Source organism: Pseudomonas weihenstephanensis, assembly GCF_001043055.1.
Classification (GTDB): Bacteria; Pseudomonadota; Gammaproteobacteria; order Pseudomonadales; family Pseudomonadaceae; genus Aquipseudomonas; species Aquipseudomonas weihenstephanensis.
This window is the reverse complement of sequence record NZ_JYLF01000002.1, coordinates 285,564-301,487: the sequence shown is the minus strand read 5'-3', so window position 1 is coordinate 301,487 and position 15,924 is coordinate 285,564. Positions and strand designations below refer to the sequence as shown.

Here is a 15,924-nt window from a genome sequence, read left to right as displayed (position 1 = left end):
GGGTTCACATTCAGGCACAGGCCTCAATAAATCACCGTGGGTTAGCGCGGCTCAATATGGGCAATCATTAATTGCACGGTTTCATTGCCACGAAACTCGTTGAGGTCCAGTTTGTAGGCCAGCTCTACAAAACGGATGGTCGGGTTGGGCCACACCTCACGGTCGATGCCAAACGCGATGCCATCGAGTTTCACGCTGCCGCATTCGGTTTTGAGCACCACTTTCAAATGCCGCTCACCGACAATACGCTGCTCGACCAGTTGAAAAACACCGTGGAACAACGGCTCCGGGAAGTGCTGCCCCCACGGTCCGGCCGTGCGTAACGCCCGCGCCAGTTCGAGATGGAACTCTTCGACCGCCAGGCTGCCATCTGACAACAGGCGCCCGGTCAGGTCTTCTTCACGCAGCTGGCGGCGCACTTCGGCATCGAACGCCTGTGCAAACAGCTCAAAATTGGCCACCGGCAAGGTCAGGCCCGCCGCCATAGCGTGCCCGCCGTATTTGGCGATCAAGTCTGGATGCTGTGCGGCAACCACACTCAGTGCATCGCGAATATGAAAGCCCGGCACCGAGCGCCCAGAACCTTTGAGCACGCCATCGCCCGCATCGGCAAAGGCAAACGTGGGGCGGAAATAACGCTCTTTCAGGCGCGAAGCCAAAATCCCGATCACGCCCTGGTGCCATTGCGGGTCAAAGAGGCACAAACCAAAGGGCATTGAATCGAGCGGCAGCTCTTTAAGCTGGGCCAGTGCTTCGCGTTGCATGCCTTGCTCGATGGCTTTGCGGTCCTGGTTCATTTCGTCCAGTTGCACGGCCATCGCCCGCGCCGCATTGGCGTCGTCGGTGAGCAGGCATTCGATCCCCAGGCTCATGTCGTCCAGACGCCCTGCTGCGTTCAAACGCGGGCCGAGGATAAAACCCAGATCGGTAGAGGTGATGCGCGAGTGATCGCGCTTGGCCACTTCCAGAATGGCTTTAAGCCCAGGCCGCGCGCGCCCGGCGCGAATGCGCTCAAGCCCTTGGTGCACCAAAATGCGGTTGTTGGCGTCCAGCGGCACCACATCGGCCACGCTGCCCAGTGCCACCAGGTCCAGCAGCTCGGCAATGTTCGGCATCTTGCTGTCTTGATAGCGGCCCAGGTCTTTCAAACGGGCACGCAGGGCGATCAGCACATAAAAGATCACGCCCACCCCCGCCAACGCTTTGCTGGGGAACGCGCAGCCGGGCTGGTTAGGGTTGACGATAGCGTCAGCCGCCGGCAGTTCGGTGCCCGGCAAGTGGTGGTCGGTGACCAGCACGCTCAACCCTGCCCGTTTCGCTGCGGCCACACCGTCAACGCTGGAGATGCCGTTGTCGACAGTGATCAGCAGGTGCGGCTCGCGGGTCAAGGCCACTTCGACGATTTCCGGGGTCAGGCCGTAGCCGTATTCAAACCGGTTAGGCACCAAGTAATCGACATGGGCGGCGCCCAACAAGCGCAGCCCCAGCATGCCGACCGTACTGGCCGTGGCGCCGTCGGCGTCAAAGTCGCCCACGATGAGGATGCGCTGGCGCTGATCCAGTGCCACCACCAGCAAATCCACTGCGGCATCGATGCCTTTAAGTTGCTGAAACGGGATCAGCCGCGCCAGGCTTTTGTCCAGTTCTGCTTCAGATTGCACGCCCCGTGCGGCGTACAACCGTGTGAGCAGCGTCGGCATTTCGCCCAAAAAAGGCAGGATGTGTGGCAATGGGCGAGGTTCGATGCGCATAAGCGGGTGAAGAGTCTCTGTTACTGAAGATTAAAGGGTGCAGCGCGTGCGGCTTAGCCGCGCTCGCCCGTCAGCCATTGCAATTGCACTTCGTGCTGTCCACGGTCATCGGTCACGAAGATCGTGCCTTCGCTGATCATCACGTCCCACTTGATAACCCGAGGCATGTCTTTGGCCAAGGTTTCGAGCACGTCTTGGGGCACGGCGGCGACATTGACGTTTTTCAGGTTTTTGATCGCCGGGATCACTTTACCTTCCCACACGCGCAGGCTGCCATAGGCCAGCAAGCTGGTGCGCTCGGTGCGACGCGAACACCAGGTCAGACGGTCTGCGTCTGGCTGGCCGACTTCGATCCAGTGCAACACGCGGTCATCCAGGCTTTTTTCCCACAGCGCGGGTTCGTCTACATCAGACAGCCCACGGCCGAAGGACAGTTGCTCGTTGTACCAAAAGGCGTACGCCAACAAACGCACAGTCATACGCTCTTCGGTCTCCGAAGGGTGACGGGCGATGGTCTGTTTTACGCTCTCATACACACCGCGATCGAGATCGGTGAGATTGAGTTCAAATTTGTACGTGGTGGACGGCTGGGCCATGAACGGGCTTCTTGATACAGAGAAAGGCGCCAAGTCTAACCGATACGTCCGTGTTCAACGAATTCTGCGGCTTCTTGCAGGCACTGTCCTATGTTAAAACGCTGTACCCGCTCGCTCCCGGACAAGGATTACTTATGCCGCTCGCCGCCAAACCCCTTTCGGGCCTCAACGTCGTTGAACTTGGAACACTGATTGCCGGCCCCTTTGCTTCGCGCATTTGCGCCGAGTTCGGCGCGCAGGTGATCAAGGTCGAGTCCCCGGATGGCGGCGATCCCTTGCGCAAGTGGCGCAAGTTGTACGAAGGCACGTCGCTGTGGTGGTTTGTGCAGGCGCGTAACAAAAAATCCCTGACGCTGAACCTTAAACACCCTGACGGCTTGAACGTCCTCAAAGAACTGCTGGCCGACGCCGACATTTTGATCGAGAACTTTCGTCCCGGTGTGCTCGAAAAACTTGGCCTGGGATGGGACGTGTTGCACGCACTGAACCCAAAACTGGTGATGGTGCGCTTGTCGGGCTTTGGCCAAACCGGGCCAATGAAAGACCAACCGGGGTTTGGCGCGGTCGGCGAGTCGATGGGCGGCTTGCGGTACATCACAGGTTTTGAGGACCGGCCACCGGTGCGAACCGGCATTTCCATCGGCGACTCGATTGCCGCGCTGTGGGGGGTGATTGGTGCGTTGATGGCACTGCGTCATCGTGAGGTCAATGGCGGTCTGGGCCAGGTGGTGGATGTGGCCTTGTATGAAGCCATTTTCGCGATGATGGAAAGCATGGTCCCCGAGTTCGATGTATTCGGTTTTATTCGCGAACGCACCGGCAACATCATGCCGGGCATTACCCCCTCCTCGATTCATACCAGCCTGGACGGTAAACACGTGCAGATCGGGGCCAACGGCGACGCCATTTTCAAACGTTTCATGCACACACTGGGGCGCGACGATTTAGCCAATGACCCGGCGCTGGCCAGTAACGATGGGCGCGACGTGCGACGCGATGAGTTGTATGGGGTGATTGATCGTTGGGTCGCCTCATTACCGCTTGAGACGGTGCTGGAACAGTTGAATGCGGCACAAGTGCCAGCCAGCCGCATTTTTTCAGCAGAAGACATGTTCACCGACCCGCAATTTTTGGCACGCGAAATGTTTTTGCACGCCAAACTACCGGACGGCAAAGACTTTAAAATGCCAGGCATTGTGCCCAGGCTGTCCGAGACGCCCGGCTCAGCCGATTGGGTGGGCCCTGAACTCGGTGCCCACAATCATGAGGTATTGGCCGCGCTGGGTTATGACGCGCACGCCATTGCAGAACTCAAGCGTTCAGGCGCCATTTAGTCCGAATGCCGATCGCCATTTTTAGAGGCTGTTCAAGGAGATCAGCACAATGACCATTCGCTCACAGCGGCGAAACCTGTGGGCAGGACTTATCGCATGGATCGTGTTGATGGGGTCGCCCGCCAGCCACGCAGCCGAAAAACTCATTTGGCTAATGCGTGACTTACCACCCTTGACGGTGTTCGAGGGGCCACAAAAAGGACGCGGCGTGATCGACCAGCTCATGCCGTTTCTGATCGCCAACCTGCCCCAATATGAGCACGAGGTGGTGAAGGTCAATCGGGCACGCGCCCTGCAAATGCTTGAAGACACGACACTGGCCTGTGATCCGGCACTGGTATGGAACCCGGCCCGCGCTCGTTCAATTGTTTATTCCACACCCATTATGGGTTTGCACAGCAACGGCTTGGTGATTCGGCGCAGTGACCAGGCACGGCTTGCGCCGTTTGTCAGCGATCAAAGCGTCGACCTCAAAAACATGCTCAATGCGCAGGCCATCAGGCTGGGTATTGTTGCCAAGCGCAGCTACGGGGTCTGGATAGACGAACAACTGGCACAAGGCGAAGCCGACGCTGTCTTCATCCATTACGGTAACGATGCCTTGGGCAGCCTGCTGCAAATGCAGCAGGCGGGGCGAATAGGCGCCATTTTGGGCTACTGGCCCGAAATTCAGTCAAAAGCCCGTCAGCAAGGCCTGTCACCCGAGAACCTGGTGTTTTATCGCATTCACGGCGCACCCACTTATCAACCCATTTACATCGGCTGTACGGCGACACCGGCAGGACGTGAGGCGCTGGTCAGCATTAACCATGCGCTGAGCAAAATTGACTCACAGGCGCTGTTCGATTCACAAACCCAATGGCAAGCGCCTGACCAGCACGATGATTATCTGAACGCACAACCCGCGCCGCTTCAGCCGCAATTGCCCCGGTGAAAAAACCCAAAAAAAACCCCGAGCCGTGGGGTGTCGACTCGGGGTTTAACAGGATCAAAATGATCCGCTCGACAGGCTACAAGCATCGGAGCAAAACGCCTGACCCTGTCGATGAAAAATCTGACAGGCATATCGGAATAAAGGTTCCCTGCCTTGCCGATGAAATGCTCAATAGCAACAGGATCTGAAATTGGCCACCTGGTATTTCTCAAGCAACTGATTCAAACGGTTCAAGGTTACGGGCTTTGACAGGCAACCCAACACCTTGAGCCCTTGCCTGCGGGCATCGCGTGCCACCATCTCGACGATATGGGGCGCGGCACAACTTTGAATAATCAACGCCGACGCATGCTGCTTTACAGCCAACTCACTGATCAGCTCCACCCCCGATGCATCTTCCAGATACAGATCGCAAATGGCGATATCAATAGCACCGCGTACGGCCAAGGAGTTGCGCGCAGACTCAATGCTTGAAGCCGTCAGCACATCAAAAACGCGGCATGCATTCAGCATCTGGTGCATGGCCATTAACTGGAAAGGGTTGTCTTCAAGGATCAATATTTTGAGGGATCGCATCATGAGCCTTCGGCCGGCTGAATGATTTCGCCGTGAGGACGCACTTTAGTGGCCTCAACCTGGGCGAGGTATAGGATAAGTCCGAAATATCAGTAGGAATAACCAATAGCCATTCGACACAGCGTGCACGCACGTCCTGTCACAGGGGGTCCCACTTCTTCATTTCAGAAATATCGAACCACCCTCCCATCAAGCCGACCAACTCCCCCGAGGTTGCGTAAAACGGGACCGTCCATTGGTAGATATATCTTCCCCCTGATTTGAACTCGACATACCGCTTTTTATAAAGGGATTTTCGGCTTTGCAACATGCCCATTAACTCGCTATGAAACTGCTCGGCCTGTGCTTGCGGATAGAGGTTAATTTCAATGCTGTTTAAGCCCAGAATGCGCTCTAACTTAATGGACAAACGATCTTCATAACTGTGATTGCAGCTAATGACTTCACCCTTAAGACCGACCACAAAAATGGGACTCGGAATACCGTCCAAAAAACGCTGATGCAACAGAATATCTTCACGTAATACGTTTTCTCGCACTTGCCCACTGAAAATCTGTTTGTGCAATTTTCGATTGCACAAAAACAAGCACAGACTGAATGCACTCAGCACCGCCATAAGCGCATACAACCAGTAGGAGTGGTGTAAGGCATTGCCGACATTTGGCGCTGCACCACCACCGCCTAACCATTTGCTTCTCAAGCTACGAATCTCGGTCATGGGCATGGCTTCCAGTGCTTTGTTCAGAATGCTCAGAAGTTCAGGATGCTGCGTATTGACCGCAAAAGTATCGGCGGACCATCGTCCGTCCACACTGCGCCCCACTTTGAGTCGGCCTTGGGGATAAAGATGCGCCTGCGTTTCACTCTGAATCGTCGCATCGGCTTCGCCACTTTCAACCAGGTCCCTTGCCTGCTCAAAGGTATCTACGGATTTCACGGTGATGGTCGGGTATTCACGCCTGACCATGTCTTCAAGCGCGTGTTTGGCAGGAAGAGCCAACACCTTGCCCGCTAACTGATCAAGCGAACCCAACCGGACGTCATGGCTACGTACAACAAAAACCCAAGGCGCGCCGCCATACGAATAGCTGAAGTTCAAAAACGCTTTTCGCTCCGGAGTGATCGACAGAGTTGAATTCATGTGCGCGATCCCCCCCTTGAGCAAGTCCAGAGTTTGCATCGTTGAAAACGTTTCAATATGCGCAAACTGCAAACCGGTCATGCGTGTAATGCGCGCCAGAATATCAATGTTCAATCCCTCCCAATCACCGTCTATATTTTTGAAGGCATACAAAGGGAATTGTTGACTGGCCAACATCACCACCGGATTGGCCTTGATCCACTCTCGCTCGCTGTGCAGCAGGTCGATATGTTGCTGCGCGATGCTGCCCTCAAGCCCGTGGGTCCAGCGCGCAAGAATCGCCCGACAAAGGGTTTCATCCACACTCCCCAACACTTGATTGATCAGGGCAACCATTTGCCGGTCGGCCTGGCGCGTGGCAAATGAAAACCCGGACACGGGCAAGGCACTGCTCCCCAAGATGCGCAACTTGGAGTACGGCCTCACGCTTTTAAAGGACTGGACAATGATCTCATTGCCGATAAAAGCATCAATATCGCCCTCAGTCAGGGCTTCCATGGCGCTGTGCAGGGTGGGCGTAATAATGAGCTGGCTGTCAGGGTAAAAGGCATGGGCCGTTTGTATATCAACGTAACCGTCTACAAAGCCGATCTTTTTACCCACCCAGTTTTCGATGGGCTGCGCCTCTGAGGCTCGAACGACAATAACAGGCCGATCAATCAGGTAGTCCTCAGAAAAAGCGAGACCTTCGATACCGCGTTCAAAACCATTGGCGCTGGCGAGCATATCGATTTTGCCACTCAGCAAGTCGGCGACGGCCTCAGCACGTTTTCGGTAGCCAACCACTTCAACCTTTGCACCCAACGTGTCACGAATGATGCTCAAGTAGTCGGCACTGATGCCTTGATAACGGTTACGGTCGCTTGTGATATCGACAGGCTCGTAATCGTCGAGGGTAATGCCTACACGCAGCGCTCCATGCGCCTCAAGCCAGCGCTTTTGCTGGTTATCCAGACGCAAGGGATTAAAGCTGGCAAAGCTTTGTGGGAGCTTGAAGGGCAACCCCTGGGCGGCACTGGCCGACGGCACCAGGCTCAACATACCCATGAAAAACACTGCACAAACCCATGATTCAAATGCCTGAAGAGACCGTAACATTGCAGCTTCCTTGACCGACCACTCAGCCGCCCAAGAGGGCGAGAACGAGACAAGTTTGCCACGCAGACACTAAAAAGCCCGTCAGGCGACGGGCTTCAAAGTTTGTAAGAAAACGCCGCTTAGAGCGACTTGCCTCGGTTGCCATGCTGGCTGACAAAGGCTTGAACCGCTTTGAGATCGTTATCCAACACGGTGTACCGCTCCTCTCTCTCAAACAAGTCAGAAAGATGAGCTGGAAGTTCCAGCGCTTTTCCTACGCCAGCTTTCTCAACGGCATCAGGGAACTTGACCGGGTGCGCCGTTCCCAAAATGACCATCGGGGTGTCCAGGTGGCGACGGCATTCACGGGCCGCCTTGACGCCAATGGCGGTGTGCGGGTCAAGCACTTCGCCCGTTTCAGCAAACACTTGGGCGATGGTTTCACAGGTCTGAGCGTCATCCACGGCCAGCGAGTCAAACAGGCGGCGTGCTTCGGTCCAGCGGTCTTCTTCAACGCTGAAGTGGCCGCTGTGCTTGAAGGTGTCCATCAAGCCTGCAACCGCTGCACCGTTGCGCCCATGCAGATCGAACAGCAAGCGTTCGAAGTTCGAGGACACCATGATGTCCATCGACGGGGACAGGGTCGCGTGCAGGGTGTCTTTGGCGTACTGATTACCGCTCATGAAGCGGTGCAGGATGTCGTTACGGTTGGTGGCAACGATCAACTGGTTGATCGGCAACCCCATATTGCGTGCCAGGTAACCGGCGAAGATGTCACCAAAGTTACCGGTAGGCACCGAGAACGAGACGGAGCGCTGAGGCCCGCCCAACTGCAACGCTGCATGGAAGTAGTAAACGATCTGGGCCATGATCCGCGCCCAGTTGATCGAGTTAACCGCCACCAGGCGCGTGCCTTTCAGGAAGCCTTGATCGGCAAAACTGGCTTTGACCATTTCCTGGCAGTCATCGAAGTTACCTTCAATGGCGATGTTGTGAATGTTGTCGCCGAAGAGTGTCGTCATTTGACGACGCTGCACTTCTGACACCCGGTTATGGGGGTGCAGGATGAAAATATCGACGTTTTCACAGTGCTTGCAGCCTTCAATCGCCGCAGAGCCGGTGTCGCCGGACGTCGCGCCAACAATGACCACGCGCTCTGCGCGCTTTTCAAGCACGTAGTCGAGCAGGCGGCCGAGCAATTGCAAGGCGAAATCTTTGAACGCCAGGGTCGGGCCGTGGAACAGCTCCATGACCCATTCGTTGTTATTGAGTTGACGCAGGGGTGCAACCGCAGCGTGAGCAAACACGCCGTAGGTGTCTTCCAGTATTTTTTTGAAGTCCGCATCCGGGATGCTGCCTGTCACAAACGGACGCATTACTCGGAATGCCAGCTCGTGATAAGGCAGACCAGCCCAGGAAGCGATTTCTTCTTGCGTGAAACGTGGCAGGTTTTCTGGCACGTACAAACCGCCATCGCTGGCCAGACCGGCCAGCAACACGTCTTCAAAATTCAGGGCCGGTGCCTGGCCGCGGGTACTGATATAGCGCATTAGGGCGAACCTTCGATGTGAGCTGCAAGCGGTTTGGCCATCGGCCACACGTCAAGCACAGGGGCTTTGAACATGTGGCGCGCAACAAGACGCTTGCCGCTATTAATTAATTTAGATGCTCAACGCGGATACGGACCACCGGGCCGACGACGCCTTGCAACGCTTCAAGCGCGGTGATGGCATCGTTCATGCTTTGTTCAAGCACACGGTGGGTCAGCAGGATCATGGGCACCAGACCGTCGTGTTCTTCGACTTCTTTTTGCATGATCGATTCAATGTTGATACCACGCTCGGACAAGATGCTGGCCACTTGCGCCAGGACACCTGGATGGTCCTTGGCCTGAATGCGCAGGTAATAAGCGCTTTCGCAGGCTTCGATCGGCAGGATCGGGTGGTCGGACAGTGCGTCGGGCTGGAAGGCCAGGTGCGGCACGCGGTTCTCAGGGTCGCTGGTCATGGCGCGAACCACGTCGACCAGGTCTGCGACGACCGAAGACGCGGTCGGTTCCATGCCAGCGCCAGCGCCGTAGAACAAGCTTGAGCCGGCAGCATCACCGTTGACCATCACCGCATTCATTACGCCATTGACGTTGGCGATCAGGCGATCAGCCGGGATCAGGGTGGGGTGAACACGCAATTCGATGCCGCTGGCCGTGCTGCGTGCAACACCCAGGTGCTTGATGCGATAGCCCAGTGCTTCGGCGTAATTCACATCAGCGGTTGTCAGCTTGGTGATGCCTTCGGTGTAAGCCTTGTCGAATTGCAGCGGGATACCGAACGCGATGGACGCCAGAATGGTCAGCTTATGCGCGGCGTCAATGCCTTCAACGTCGAAAGTCGGATCGGCTTCGGCGTAGCCCAGTGCTTGTGCCTCGGCCAATACGTCTTCAAAGGTGCGGCCTTTTTCACGCATCTCGGTGAGGATGAAGTTACCCGTGCCGTTGATGATGCCCGCTACCCAGTTGATACGGTTGGCCGACAACCCTTCACGGATGGCCTTGATCACCGGGATACCGCCCGCTACAGCGGCTTCAAACGCCACGATTACGCCCTTTTCCTGCGCCCTGGCGAAGATCTCGTTACCGTGCACGGCAATCAGCGCCTTGTTGGCCGTGACTACGTGCTTGCCGTTTTCGATGGCTTTGAGCACCAGCTCGCGGGCGATGGTGTAACCGCCAATCAGCTCGATGACGATGTCGATTTCAGGATTGGTTGCCACGGCGAATACATCGTGGGTAATGGGGGTACCGGTAATGTCGCACTGAGGGTTTGGCGTACGCAGGGCAATTTGCGCAACCTGGATACCACGCCCGGCACGGCGGGCAATCTCCTCGGCGTTACGCTTAAGTACGTTGAAGGTGCCGCCACCGACGGTCCCTAGTCCACAGATGCCTACTTTGACCGGATTCACGCTGAACTCCCCATAAAACGGCCGACTCAAGGCCGGCCGTGGAATACAACCGTGGACTGCCACGGTTCTCTATAAATGACTGGGCAACGGAGCTGCCCGGCCATGCTCGTCAAAGGCTTAGCGTGACGAGGCAGGATTATTTAACACTGAGTGCCAGCTTGCCAACCTGTACTGCCGGCTGATAGCCCGGAATCACCTGGCCATCGGCCAAAACGATGGCAGGCGTACCATTGACCCCAATGGACTGACCCAGGGCAAATTGCTTGGCCACCGGGTTGGCGCATTTAGGGGCGTCGACTGTTTTGCCGTCGGTCATTTTGTCCATGGCGCTTTTCTTGTCTTTCGAGCACCAGACCGCTTGCAGCTGCTGATCACCGGCCGAACCCAGGCCCTGACGCGGGAACGCAACGTAACGCACTTCAATGCCCATTTTGTTCAGCTCAGGCACTTCTTCATGCAGTTTGTGGCAATAAGGGCAGGTGGTATCGGTAAAAACAGTGATGTGCGACTTGGTTTCGCCGATGGCCGGGTACACCACGGTTTCTGCAACGGGAATCCCGTTGATCAACTTGGCGACACCTACACGCTCGGCTTTTTCGGTCAGATTGACCGGCTTACCGTCTTTGAGCTGGAACATATAGCCTTGCACGATGAACTGGCCATCCGCGCTGGCATACAGTACGCGGCTGCCCTTGAGCTTGACTTCATACAGGCCCGCCATCGGACTTGCGCTGATGCTTTCTACCGGAACATCCAGTTGCAGCGTTTCAAGGCTTTTACGGATGGCTTGCTCGGCGCCGGTGTCGGCCAATGAAAAGGTACTGACCAACGCAAGGGCTGCGGCGGCAAAAATATGGGTCACGCGCATGAAAACTCCTGAAGGCGGACAAAACGGCCAAACCTGAATGCCCCGAGACAAAAAAGGGAGTCAGTGGCCCGTTTTCTAAACCCGCGAAGCCTACCACAAATGGCTTTCAAGGCCGACTGTGGCCAACGCAAGAGCACGGCAAACAACTTAGCCTCGCGGATGATGTTGAGCATGCAGGTCTTGCAGGCGAGCACGCGCCACATGGGTGTAAATCTGGGTGGTGGATAAATCGCTGTGCCCGAGCAGCATCTGCACCACGCGCAGATCGGCTCCGTGGTTGAGCAGGTGGGTCGCGAAAGCATGACGCAAGGTGTGCGGTGACAATGACTTGTCGATGCCTGCGACGCGGGCTTGATGCTTGATGCGGTGCCAGAACGTTTGACGGGTCATTTGTTCACCGCGCTGGCTGGGAAACAACACGTCGCTGGGCCGCCCATTTAACAGTTCATGCCGCGCATCGCGCATGTAGCGCTCAACCCACACGATCGCTTCCTCCCCCATCGGCACCAAGCGCTCCTTGCTGCCCTTGCCCATGACGCGCAATACGCCCTGACGCAAGTTGACCTGCTCCAGTGTCAGGCTGATCAGCTCTGTCACACGCAGCCCGCATGCGTAAAGCACCTCCAGCATGGCGCGGTCACGCTGGCCGATGGCCTCACTCAAATCAGGTGCGGTCAGCAAGGCTTCTACGTCTGCCTCTGACAACGATTTGGGCAGCGGCCGTCCCAGTTGCGGCATGTCGACTTGCAAGGTTGGATCAACCGCAATCAGCTTTTCACGCAACAGATAACGATAAAAACCACGCGCACCTGACAAGAACCGCGCTGTTGAACGGGGTTTGTACAACTGATCAAGGCGCCACGCCAAGTGATCGAGAATCAGCTCGCGCCCGGCATGAATCAACTCAATGCCACGCTCATGCAACCAGCCATTGAATAACGCCAAATCGCTGCGATACGCGTAACGGGTGTTGTCGGACAGGCCTTTTTCCAGCCACAAGGCATCCAGAAAGCGGTCGATCAGTGGGTCATCTATAGCAGGCATCGGTTCTCGACAGGCACAGCCACAAGGCCACGCAAAAATAAAAAGTGAACGGTGAAAGTGGCCGCTAGTCTTTCATAGCCGGCTCTGGGCATAAACACAAAGCTCCACTTACTCGGCACGCAAAGGACCCTTTATGAATGAACAACAGATTCTGCTGACGTTCGGTGGCATCGGGGTCGCAGCACTGGGCTGCCAATGGCTGGCCTGGCGGCTGAAGCTGCCCGCCATTTTGTTTTTGTTGCTGGCGGGGATTTTACTCGGCCCGGTATTGGGCTGGCTAAACCCGCAACAGCTGTTTGGCCCCCTGCTGATGCCTTTGGTATCACTGGCAGTGGCACTGATTCTGTTCGAAGGCAGCCTGACGCTGCACCTGTCCGAGTGGCGCGAAATCGGCACCGTCGTACATCGGCTAGTCACCGTGGGCGCACTGTCGACATGGGCTGTGATTACCCTCGCCACGCATTGGCTGCTGGGTTTTGACTGGCTCCTGGCCTTGCTGTTCGGCACCCTGACGCTGGTGACCGGGCCGACCGTGATTGTGCCGATGTTACGCGTAGTACGGCCCAAAGCATCAATTGCCAATATTTTGCGCTGGGAAGGGATCGTCATCGACCCGATTGGTGCATTGCTCGCGGTGGTGGTCTACAGCTTCATCATTGCCAGCGCCAGTGGTGACGGCCTGAGCCACAGTTTATTGACCTTTGCCGGGGTAATTGTATGCGGCAGTGTGTTTGGCATCGTGGGCGGCTGGGCCTCTGGCCACGTATTGCGCAAGCAATGGCTGCCCGAATATCTGCATAGCCTCGCCACGCTCGCGGTGGTATTGGCGGTGTTCATCGCGGCCAATCAGGTGATGCATGAATCCGGCTTGCTGGCAGTCACGCTGATGGGCATGTGGATGGCCAACATGAAAGGGGTTGATGTGCGCAATATTCTGCACTTCAAAGAAAACCTCAGCATCTTTCTGATTTCGGGCCTGTTCATATTACTGGCCGCCCGTCTGGACCTGAACGCAATGATCGGCCTTGGCCCGGCGGTGCTGGTCTTGCTGCTGATCATTCAGTTCATCGCGCGGCCACTGAACGTGTTGCTTTGCACCTTTGGCTCAACGCTGAACTGGCGCGAACGCACCTTGCTGGCCTGGATCGCACCGCGCGGCATTGTGGCCGCAGCAGTGTCAGCTATTTTTGCCATTCGTCTGGACGAAGCAGGGCATGAAGGTGCCCTGCTGCTGGTCCCTCTGACCTTCGCCGTGATCATCGGCACCGTGGTGTTACAAAGCGCCACCGCTCGACCGCTTGCGCGCTTGCTCAAGGTCGCTGAACCGCCACCCAGCGGTTTTTTGATCGTGGGTGCCAACGGCCCTGCCCGTCTTATCGCCAAAGCGCTGCACCAACTGGGCAGCCGGGTGCTGCTGACGGATTCAAACTGGGAAAACATCCGCGCTGCACGCATGGACAACCTGCCGACTTACTTTGGCAACCCGGCGTCGGAACATGCCGAGTCGCATCTGGATTTAGTCGGCCTGGGCCACCTGCTTGCGCTGTCACCATCGGGTGAGCTCAACGCACTGGCTGCCACACGCTTTCGGCATGAATTTGGGCCTCAACGCTTGTATACACTGACCAACAATCACGAAAGCCGTCGTACCGACAAACATCGCGCCAGCCATGAACATCGCGGGCAAGCCTTTGGGGACCGGGCACTGACCTACAGCCAGTTGGTGAGCGACCTGAATCAGGGCGCTGACATCTACAGCACACTGCTCACCGACGCGTTCACGTGGGAGGACTATCAGGCGCTGCATGGTGAGCGTGCCACATTGCTGTTTGCACGCGATAAAACCGGCTGGGTGCATGTGGTGACACCTGACAGCGACTTGAAGCCGAGCGCTGGCTGGACGCTACTGGCGTTGATCAGACAGCCCTGTAGCCGCTAACGAGTATGCACCCACTGGCGTGCACCGCGCTTGCTACACCGTTATTGCGCAAACCCTGGCAACACGGGCACCGGGCGTTTGTCGTCATCAATCGCCACGAAGCTGAACAAGCCCTGGATCGCCAATTCACGGCCATCGCAGCTCATGCTTTCTACATACACTTCAACTTCTACCTTGAGGCTGGTGTTGCCGACTTTCACCACCCGACCCACCAGTTCCACAATTGAACCTGCCGCTATCGGGTGGTTGAAGTTGATGGGATCGGTGGACACGGTCACCAACGGCAGCCGGCAGAAACGGGTCGCGGCAATGAACGACACTTCGTCCATCCAGGCCAGCGCAGTACCGCCAAACAAGGTGTTGTGGTGGTTGGTGGTCGAAGGGAATACAGCTTTGGTAATGCGGGTAACGGACAGTTCGGTCCGGCGTTGAATCTCTTGCTCACGCGAAATCATGCTTGCTTACTACCTACAACTGGACAAAGGTCTGACAAATCTCAAGCAACAAAAAAGCAGCCCGAAGGCTGCTTTTTTCTGCATCGGGAAGCTGGACTTAAGCCAGTTTTTCCTTGATGCGAGCTGCTTTACCGGACAGGTCACGCAGGTAGTACAGCTTGGCTTTACGAACGTCACCGCGACGCTTAACAGCCATGCTGTCGATTTGCGGGCTGTAGGTCTGGAAAGTACGCTCTACGCCAACACCGTTGGAGATTTTACGAACAGTGAAAGCACTGTTCACGCCACGGTTACGCTTGGCAATCACTACACCTTCGAAAGCTTGCAGACGCGAACGATCGCCTTCCTTCACTTTCACCTGAACGACAATGGTGTCGCCCGGGGCAAAAGGAGGGATCTCTTTGGTCATCTGCTCTGCTTCGAGTGCAAGGATGATTTTGTTAGTCATGCTGTGCTCCTAAGGTAGATCGTCGGATCTACCATCGATACGTTGTTAACTATCGTCCCGCGCGAGGATGTATTCCTCGAGCAGCTTCTTCTCTTCTCCAGAAAGCGAGCGGCTTTCCAGAAGATCGGCGCGTCGTTCATAGGTCCGCCCAAGGGACTGCTGTAAACGCCAACGCCGGATGTGTGCATGATTGCCACTAAGCAATACGTCGGGAACACGCTGATCCGCATACACCTCCGGTCGGGTGTAGTGCGGGCAATCCAGCAGACCATCCGTAAAGGAATCTTCCTCGGCGGAGTCCGCATGCCCTAAAGCTCCAGGCAGCAGTCGTGTAACCGCATCAATCAGCACCATCGCTGGCAGCTCGCCGCCAGACAATACATAGTCACCAATTGACCACTCTTCATCGACATGAGCGTCTATAAAACGCTCGTCAATGCCTTCATAACGACCTGCAATGAGGATTAATGCTTCCTCATTCGCCAGTTCGCGTACCGCCGACTGATTCAGTTGACGGCCTTGGGGCGACAGGTAAATCACCTTCGCCGCCTCTCCGGCTGCGTTTCTGGCCTGAACCAGCGCATCTTCCAGAGGCTTGATCTTCATCACCATGCCCGGACCACCGCCAAATGGGCGATCGTCCACAGTGTGATGTCGGTCCGTTGTGTAGTCTCGCGGGTTCCAACAGGTGAGCTGCAACAGCCCTTGTTTCACCGCGCGACTGGTGATGCCGTAGTCGCTGATGGCAGAAAACATTTCGGGAAACAAACTGATCACTTCTACGCGCAATTTAGCCACGC

Annotated in this window: 14 protein-coding genes; 3 read left to right on the top strand and 11 right to left on the bottom strand. The window is 56.3% G+C overall.

The genetic code is table 11. From position 1 onward, the window contains the following. Positions 1-41: 41 nt before the first annotated feature. Both recJ and TU86_RS05585 read right to left on the bottom strand, forming a co-directional pair. Positions 42-1,751, bottom strand: coding sequence for a single-stranded-DNA-specific exonuclease RecJ (gene recJ, locus TU86_RS05590; RefSeq protein ID WP_048363306.1), 1,710 nt, complete (start codon positions 1,749-1,751; stop codon positions 42-44). A 53-nt stretch (positions 1,752-1,804) separates the two neighbouring features. Further along, positions 1,805-2,347, bottom strand: a complete 543-nt coding sequence (locus tag TU86_RS05585) for a YaeQ family protein (protein WP_048363305.1) — start codon at positions 2,345-2,347, stop codon at positions 1,805-1,807. 134 nt (positions 2,348-2,481) lie between these two features. On the opposite strand from TU86_RS05585, the gene TU86_RS05580 reads away from it, so the two are divergent. Then, positions 2,482-3,681, top strand: coding sequence for a CaiB/BaiF CoA transferase family protein (locus TU86_RS05580; RefSeq protein ID WP_048363304.1), 1,200 nt, complete (start codon positions 2,482-2,484; stop codon positions 3,679-3,681). 49 nt (positions 3,682-3,730) lie between these two features. After that, the gene (locus TU86_RS05575) at positions 3,731-4,615 is read left to right on the top strand and encodes a TIGR02285 family protein (RefSeq protein ID WP_048363303.1); all 885 of its coding nucleotides are present in this window, start codon (positions 3,731-3,733) and stop codon (positions 4,613-4,615) included. A 168-nt stretch (positions 4,616-4,783) separates the two neighbouring features. On the opposite strand, the gene TU86_RS05570 is transcribed toward TU86_RS05575, so the two are convergent. From TU86_RS05570 to xerD, 6 genes are all read right to left on the bottom strand, one after another. Then, positions 4,784-5,194: a response regulator gene (locus tag TU86_RS05570; protein WP_048363302.1), complete on the bottom strand. Its 411-nt coding sequence runs from the start codon at positions 5,192-5,194 to the stop codon at positions 4,784-4,786. A 136-nt stretch (positions 5,195-5,330) separates the two neighbouring features. Further along, on the bottom strand, positions 5,331-7,430 hold the full coding sequence (locus TU86_RS05565) for a transporter substrate-binding domain-containing protein (protein WP_053075986.1): 2,100 nt from the start codon (positions 7,428-7,430) through the stop codon (positions 5,331-5,333). Between the two features lie 119 nt (positions 7,431-7,549). Further along, positions 7,550-8,959 carry a threonine synthase gene (thrC, locus tag TU86_RS05560; protein WP_048363301.1) on the bottom strand — a complete coding sequence of 470 codons (1,410 nt, stop codon included), beginning with the start codon at positions 8,957-8,959 and terminating at the stop codon, positions 7,550-7,552. A 106-nt stretch (positions 8,960-9,065) separates the two neighbouring features. Continuing rightward, entirely contained in the window at positions 9,066-10,370 is a 1,305-nt protein-coding gene (locus tag TU86_RS05555) for a homoserine dehydrogenase (protein WP_048363300.1), read from the bottom strand. 136 nt (positions 10,371-10,506) lie between these two features. Beyond that, positions 10,507-11,238: a thioredoxin fold domain-containing protein gene (locus TU86_RS05550; protein WP_048363299.1), complete on the bottom strand. Its 732-nt coding sequence runs from the start codon at positions 11,236-11,238 to the stop codon at positions 10,507-10,509. A 147-nt stretch (positions 11,239-11,385) separates the two neighbouring features. Then, a complete protein-coding gene (gene xerD, locus TU86_RS05545) occupies positions 11,386-12,282 on the bottom strand; it encodes a site-specific tyrosine recombinase XerD (protein ID WP_048363298.1) in 897 nt (298 codons plus the stop codon). Between the two features lie 133 nt (positions 12,283-12,415). On the opposite strand from xerD, the gene TU86_RS05540 reads away from it, so the two are divergent. Beyond that, on the top strand, positions 12,416-14,221 hold the full coding sequence (locus TU86_RS05540; protein WP_048363297.1) for a cation:proton antiporter: 1,806 nt from the start codon (positions 12,416-12,418) through the stop codon (positions 14,219-14,221). 41 nt (positions 14,222-14,262) lie between these two features. Here TU86_RS05540 and TU86_RS05535 read toward each other — a convergent pair whose 3' ends face one another. The 3 genes from TU86_RS05535 to trmD all read right to left on the bottom strand — a co-directional run bounded on the left by TU86_RS05535 (position 14,263) and on the right by trmD (position 15,922). Continuing rightward, the gene (locus TU86_RS05535; RefSeq protein ID WP_048363296.1) at positions 14,263-14,676 is read right to left on the bottom strand and encodes an acyl-CoA thioesterase; all 414 of its coding nucleotides are present in this window, start codon (positions 14,674-14,676) and stop codon (positions 14,263-14,265) included. Between the two features lie 97 nt (positions 14,677-14,773). Beyond that, entirely contained in the window at positions 14,774-15,124 is a 351-nt protein-coding gene (gene rplS / locus TU86_RS05530; protein WP_003440273.1) for a 50S ribosomal protein L19, read from the bottom strand. 45 nt (positions 15,125-15,169) lie between these two features. Next, entirely contained in the window at positions 15,170-15,922 is a 753-nt protein-coding gene (gene trmD, locus TU86_RS05525) for a tRNA (guanosine(37)-N1)-methyltransferase TrmD (RefSeq protein ID WP_048363295.1), read from the bottom strand. Between the last annotated feature and the right edge of the window lie 2 nt (positions 15,923-15,924).

Coding starts and splice junctions, on each gene's coding strand:
- recJ (WP_048363306.1), bottom strand. CDS start 1,751: ATGCGCATCGAACCTCGCCCATTGCCACACATCCTGCCTTTTTTGGGC.
- TU86_RS05585 (WP_048363305.1), bottom strand. CDS start 2,347: ATGGCCCAGCCGTCCACCACGTACAAATTTGAACTCAATCTCACCGAT.
- TU86_RS05580 (WP_048363304.1), top strand. CDS start 2,482: ATGCCGCTCGCCGCCAAACCCCTTTCGGGCCTCAACGTCGTTGAACTT.
- TU86_RS05575 (WP_048363303.1), top strand. CDS start 3,731: ATGACCATTCGCTCACAGCGGCGAAACCTGTGGGCAGGACTTATCGCA.
- TU86_RS05570 (WP_048363302.1), bottom strand. CDS start 5,194: ATGATGCGATCCCTCAAAATATTGATCCTTGAAGACAACCCTTTCCAG.
- TU86_RS05565 (WP_053075986.1), bottom strand. CDS start 7,430: ATGTTACGGTCTCTTCAGGCATTTGAATCATGGGTTTGTGCAGTGTTT.
- thrC (WP_048363301.1), bottom strand. CDS start 8,959: ATGCGCTATATCAGTACCCGCGGCCAGGCACCGGCCCTGAATTTTGAA.
- TU86_RS05550 (WP_048363299.1), bottom strand. CDS start 11,238: ATGCGCGTGACCCATATTTTTGCCGCCGCAGCCCTTGCGTTGGTCAGT.
- xerD (WP_048363298.1), bottom strand. CDS start 12,282: ATGCCTGCTATAGATGACCCACTGATCGACCGCTTTCTGGATGCCTTG.
- TU86_RS05540 (WP_048363297.1), top strand. CDS start 12,416: ATGAATGAACAACAGATTCTGCTGACGTTCGGTGGCATCGGGGTCGCA.
- TU86_RS05535 (WP_048363296.1), bottom strand. CDS start 14,676: ATGATTTCGCGTGAGCAAGAGATTCAACGCCGGACCGAACTGTCCGTT.
- rplS (WP_003440273.1), bottom strand. CDS start 15,124: ATGACTAACAAAATCATCCTTGCACTCGAAGCAGAGCAGATGACCAAA.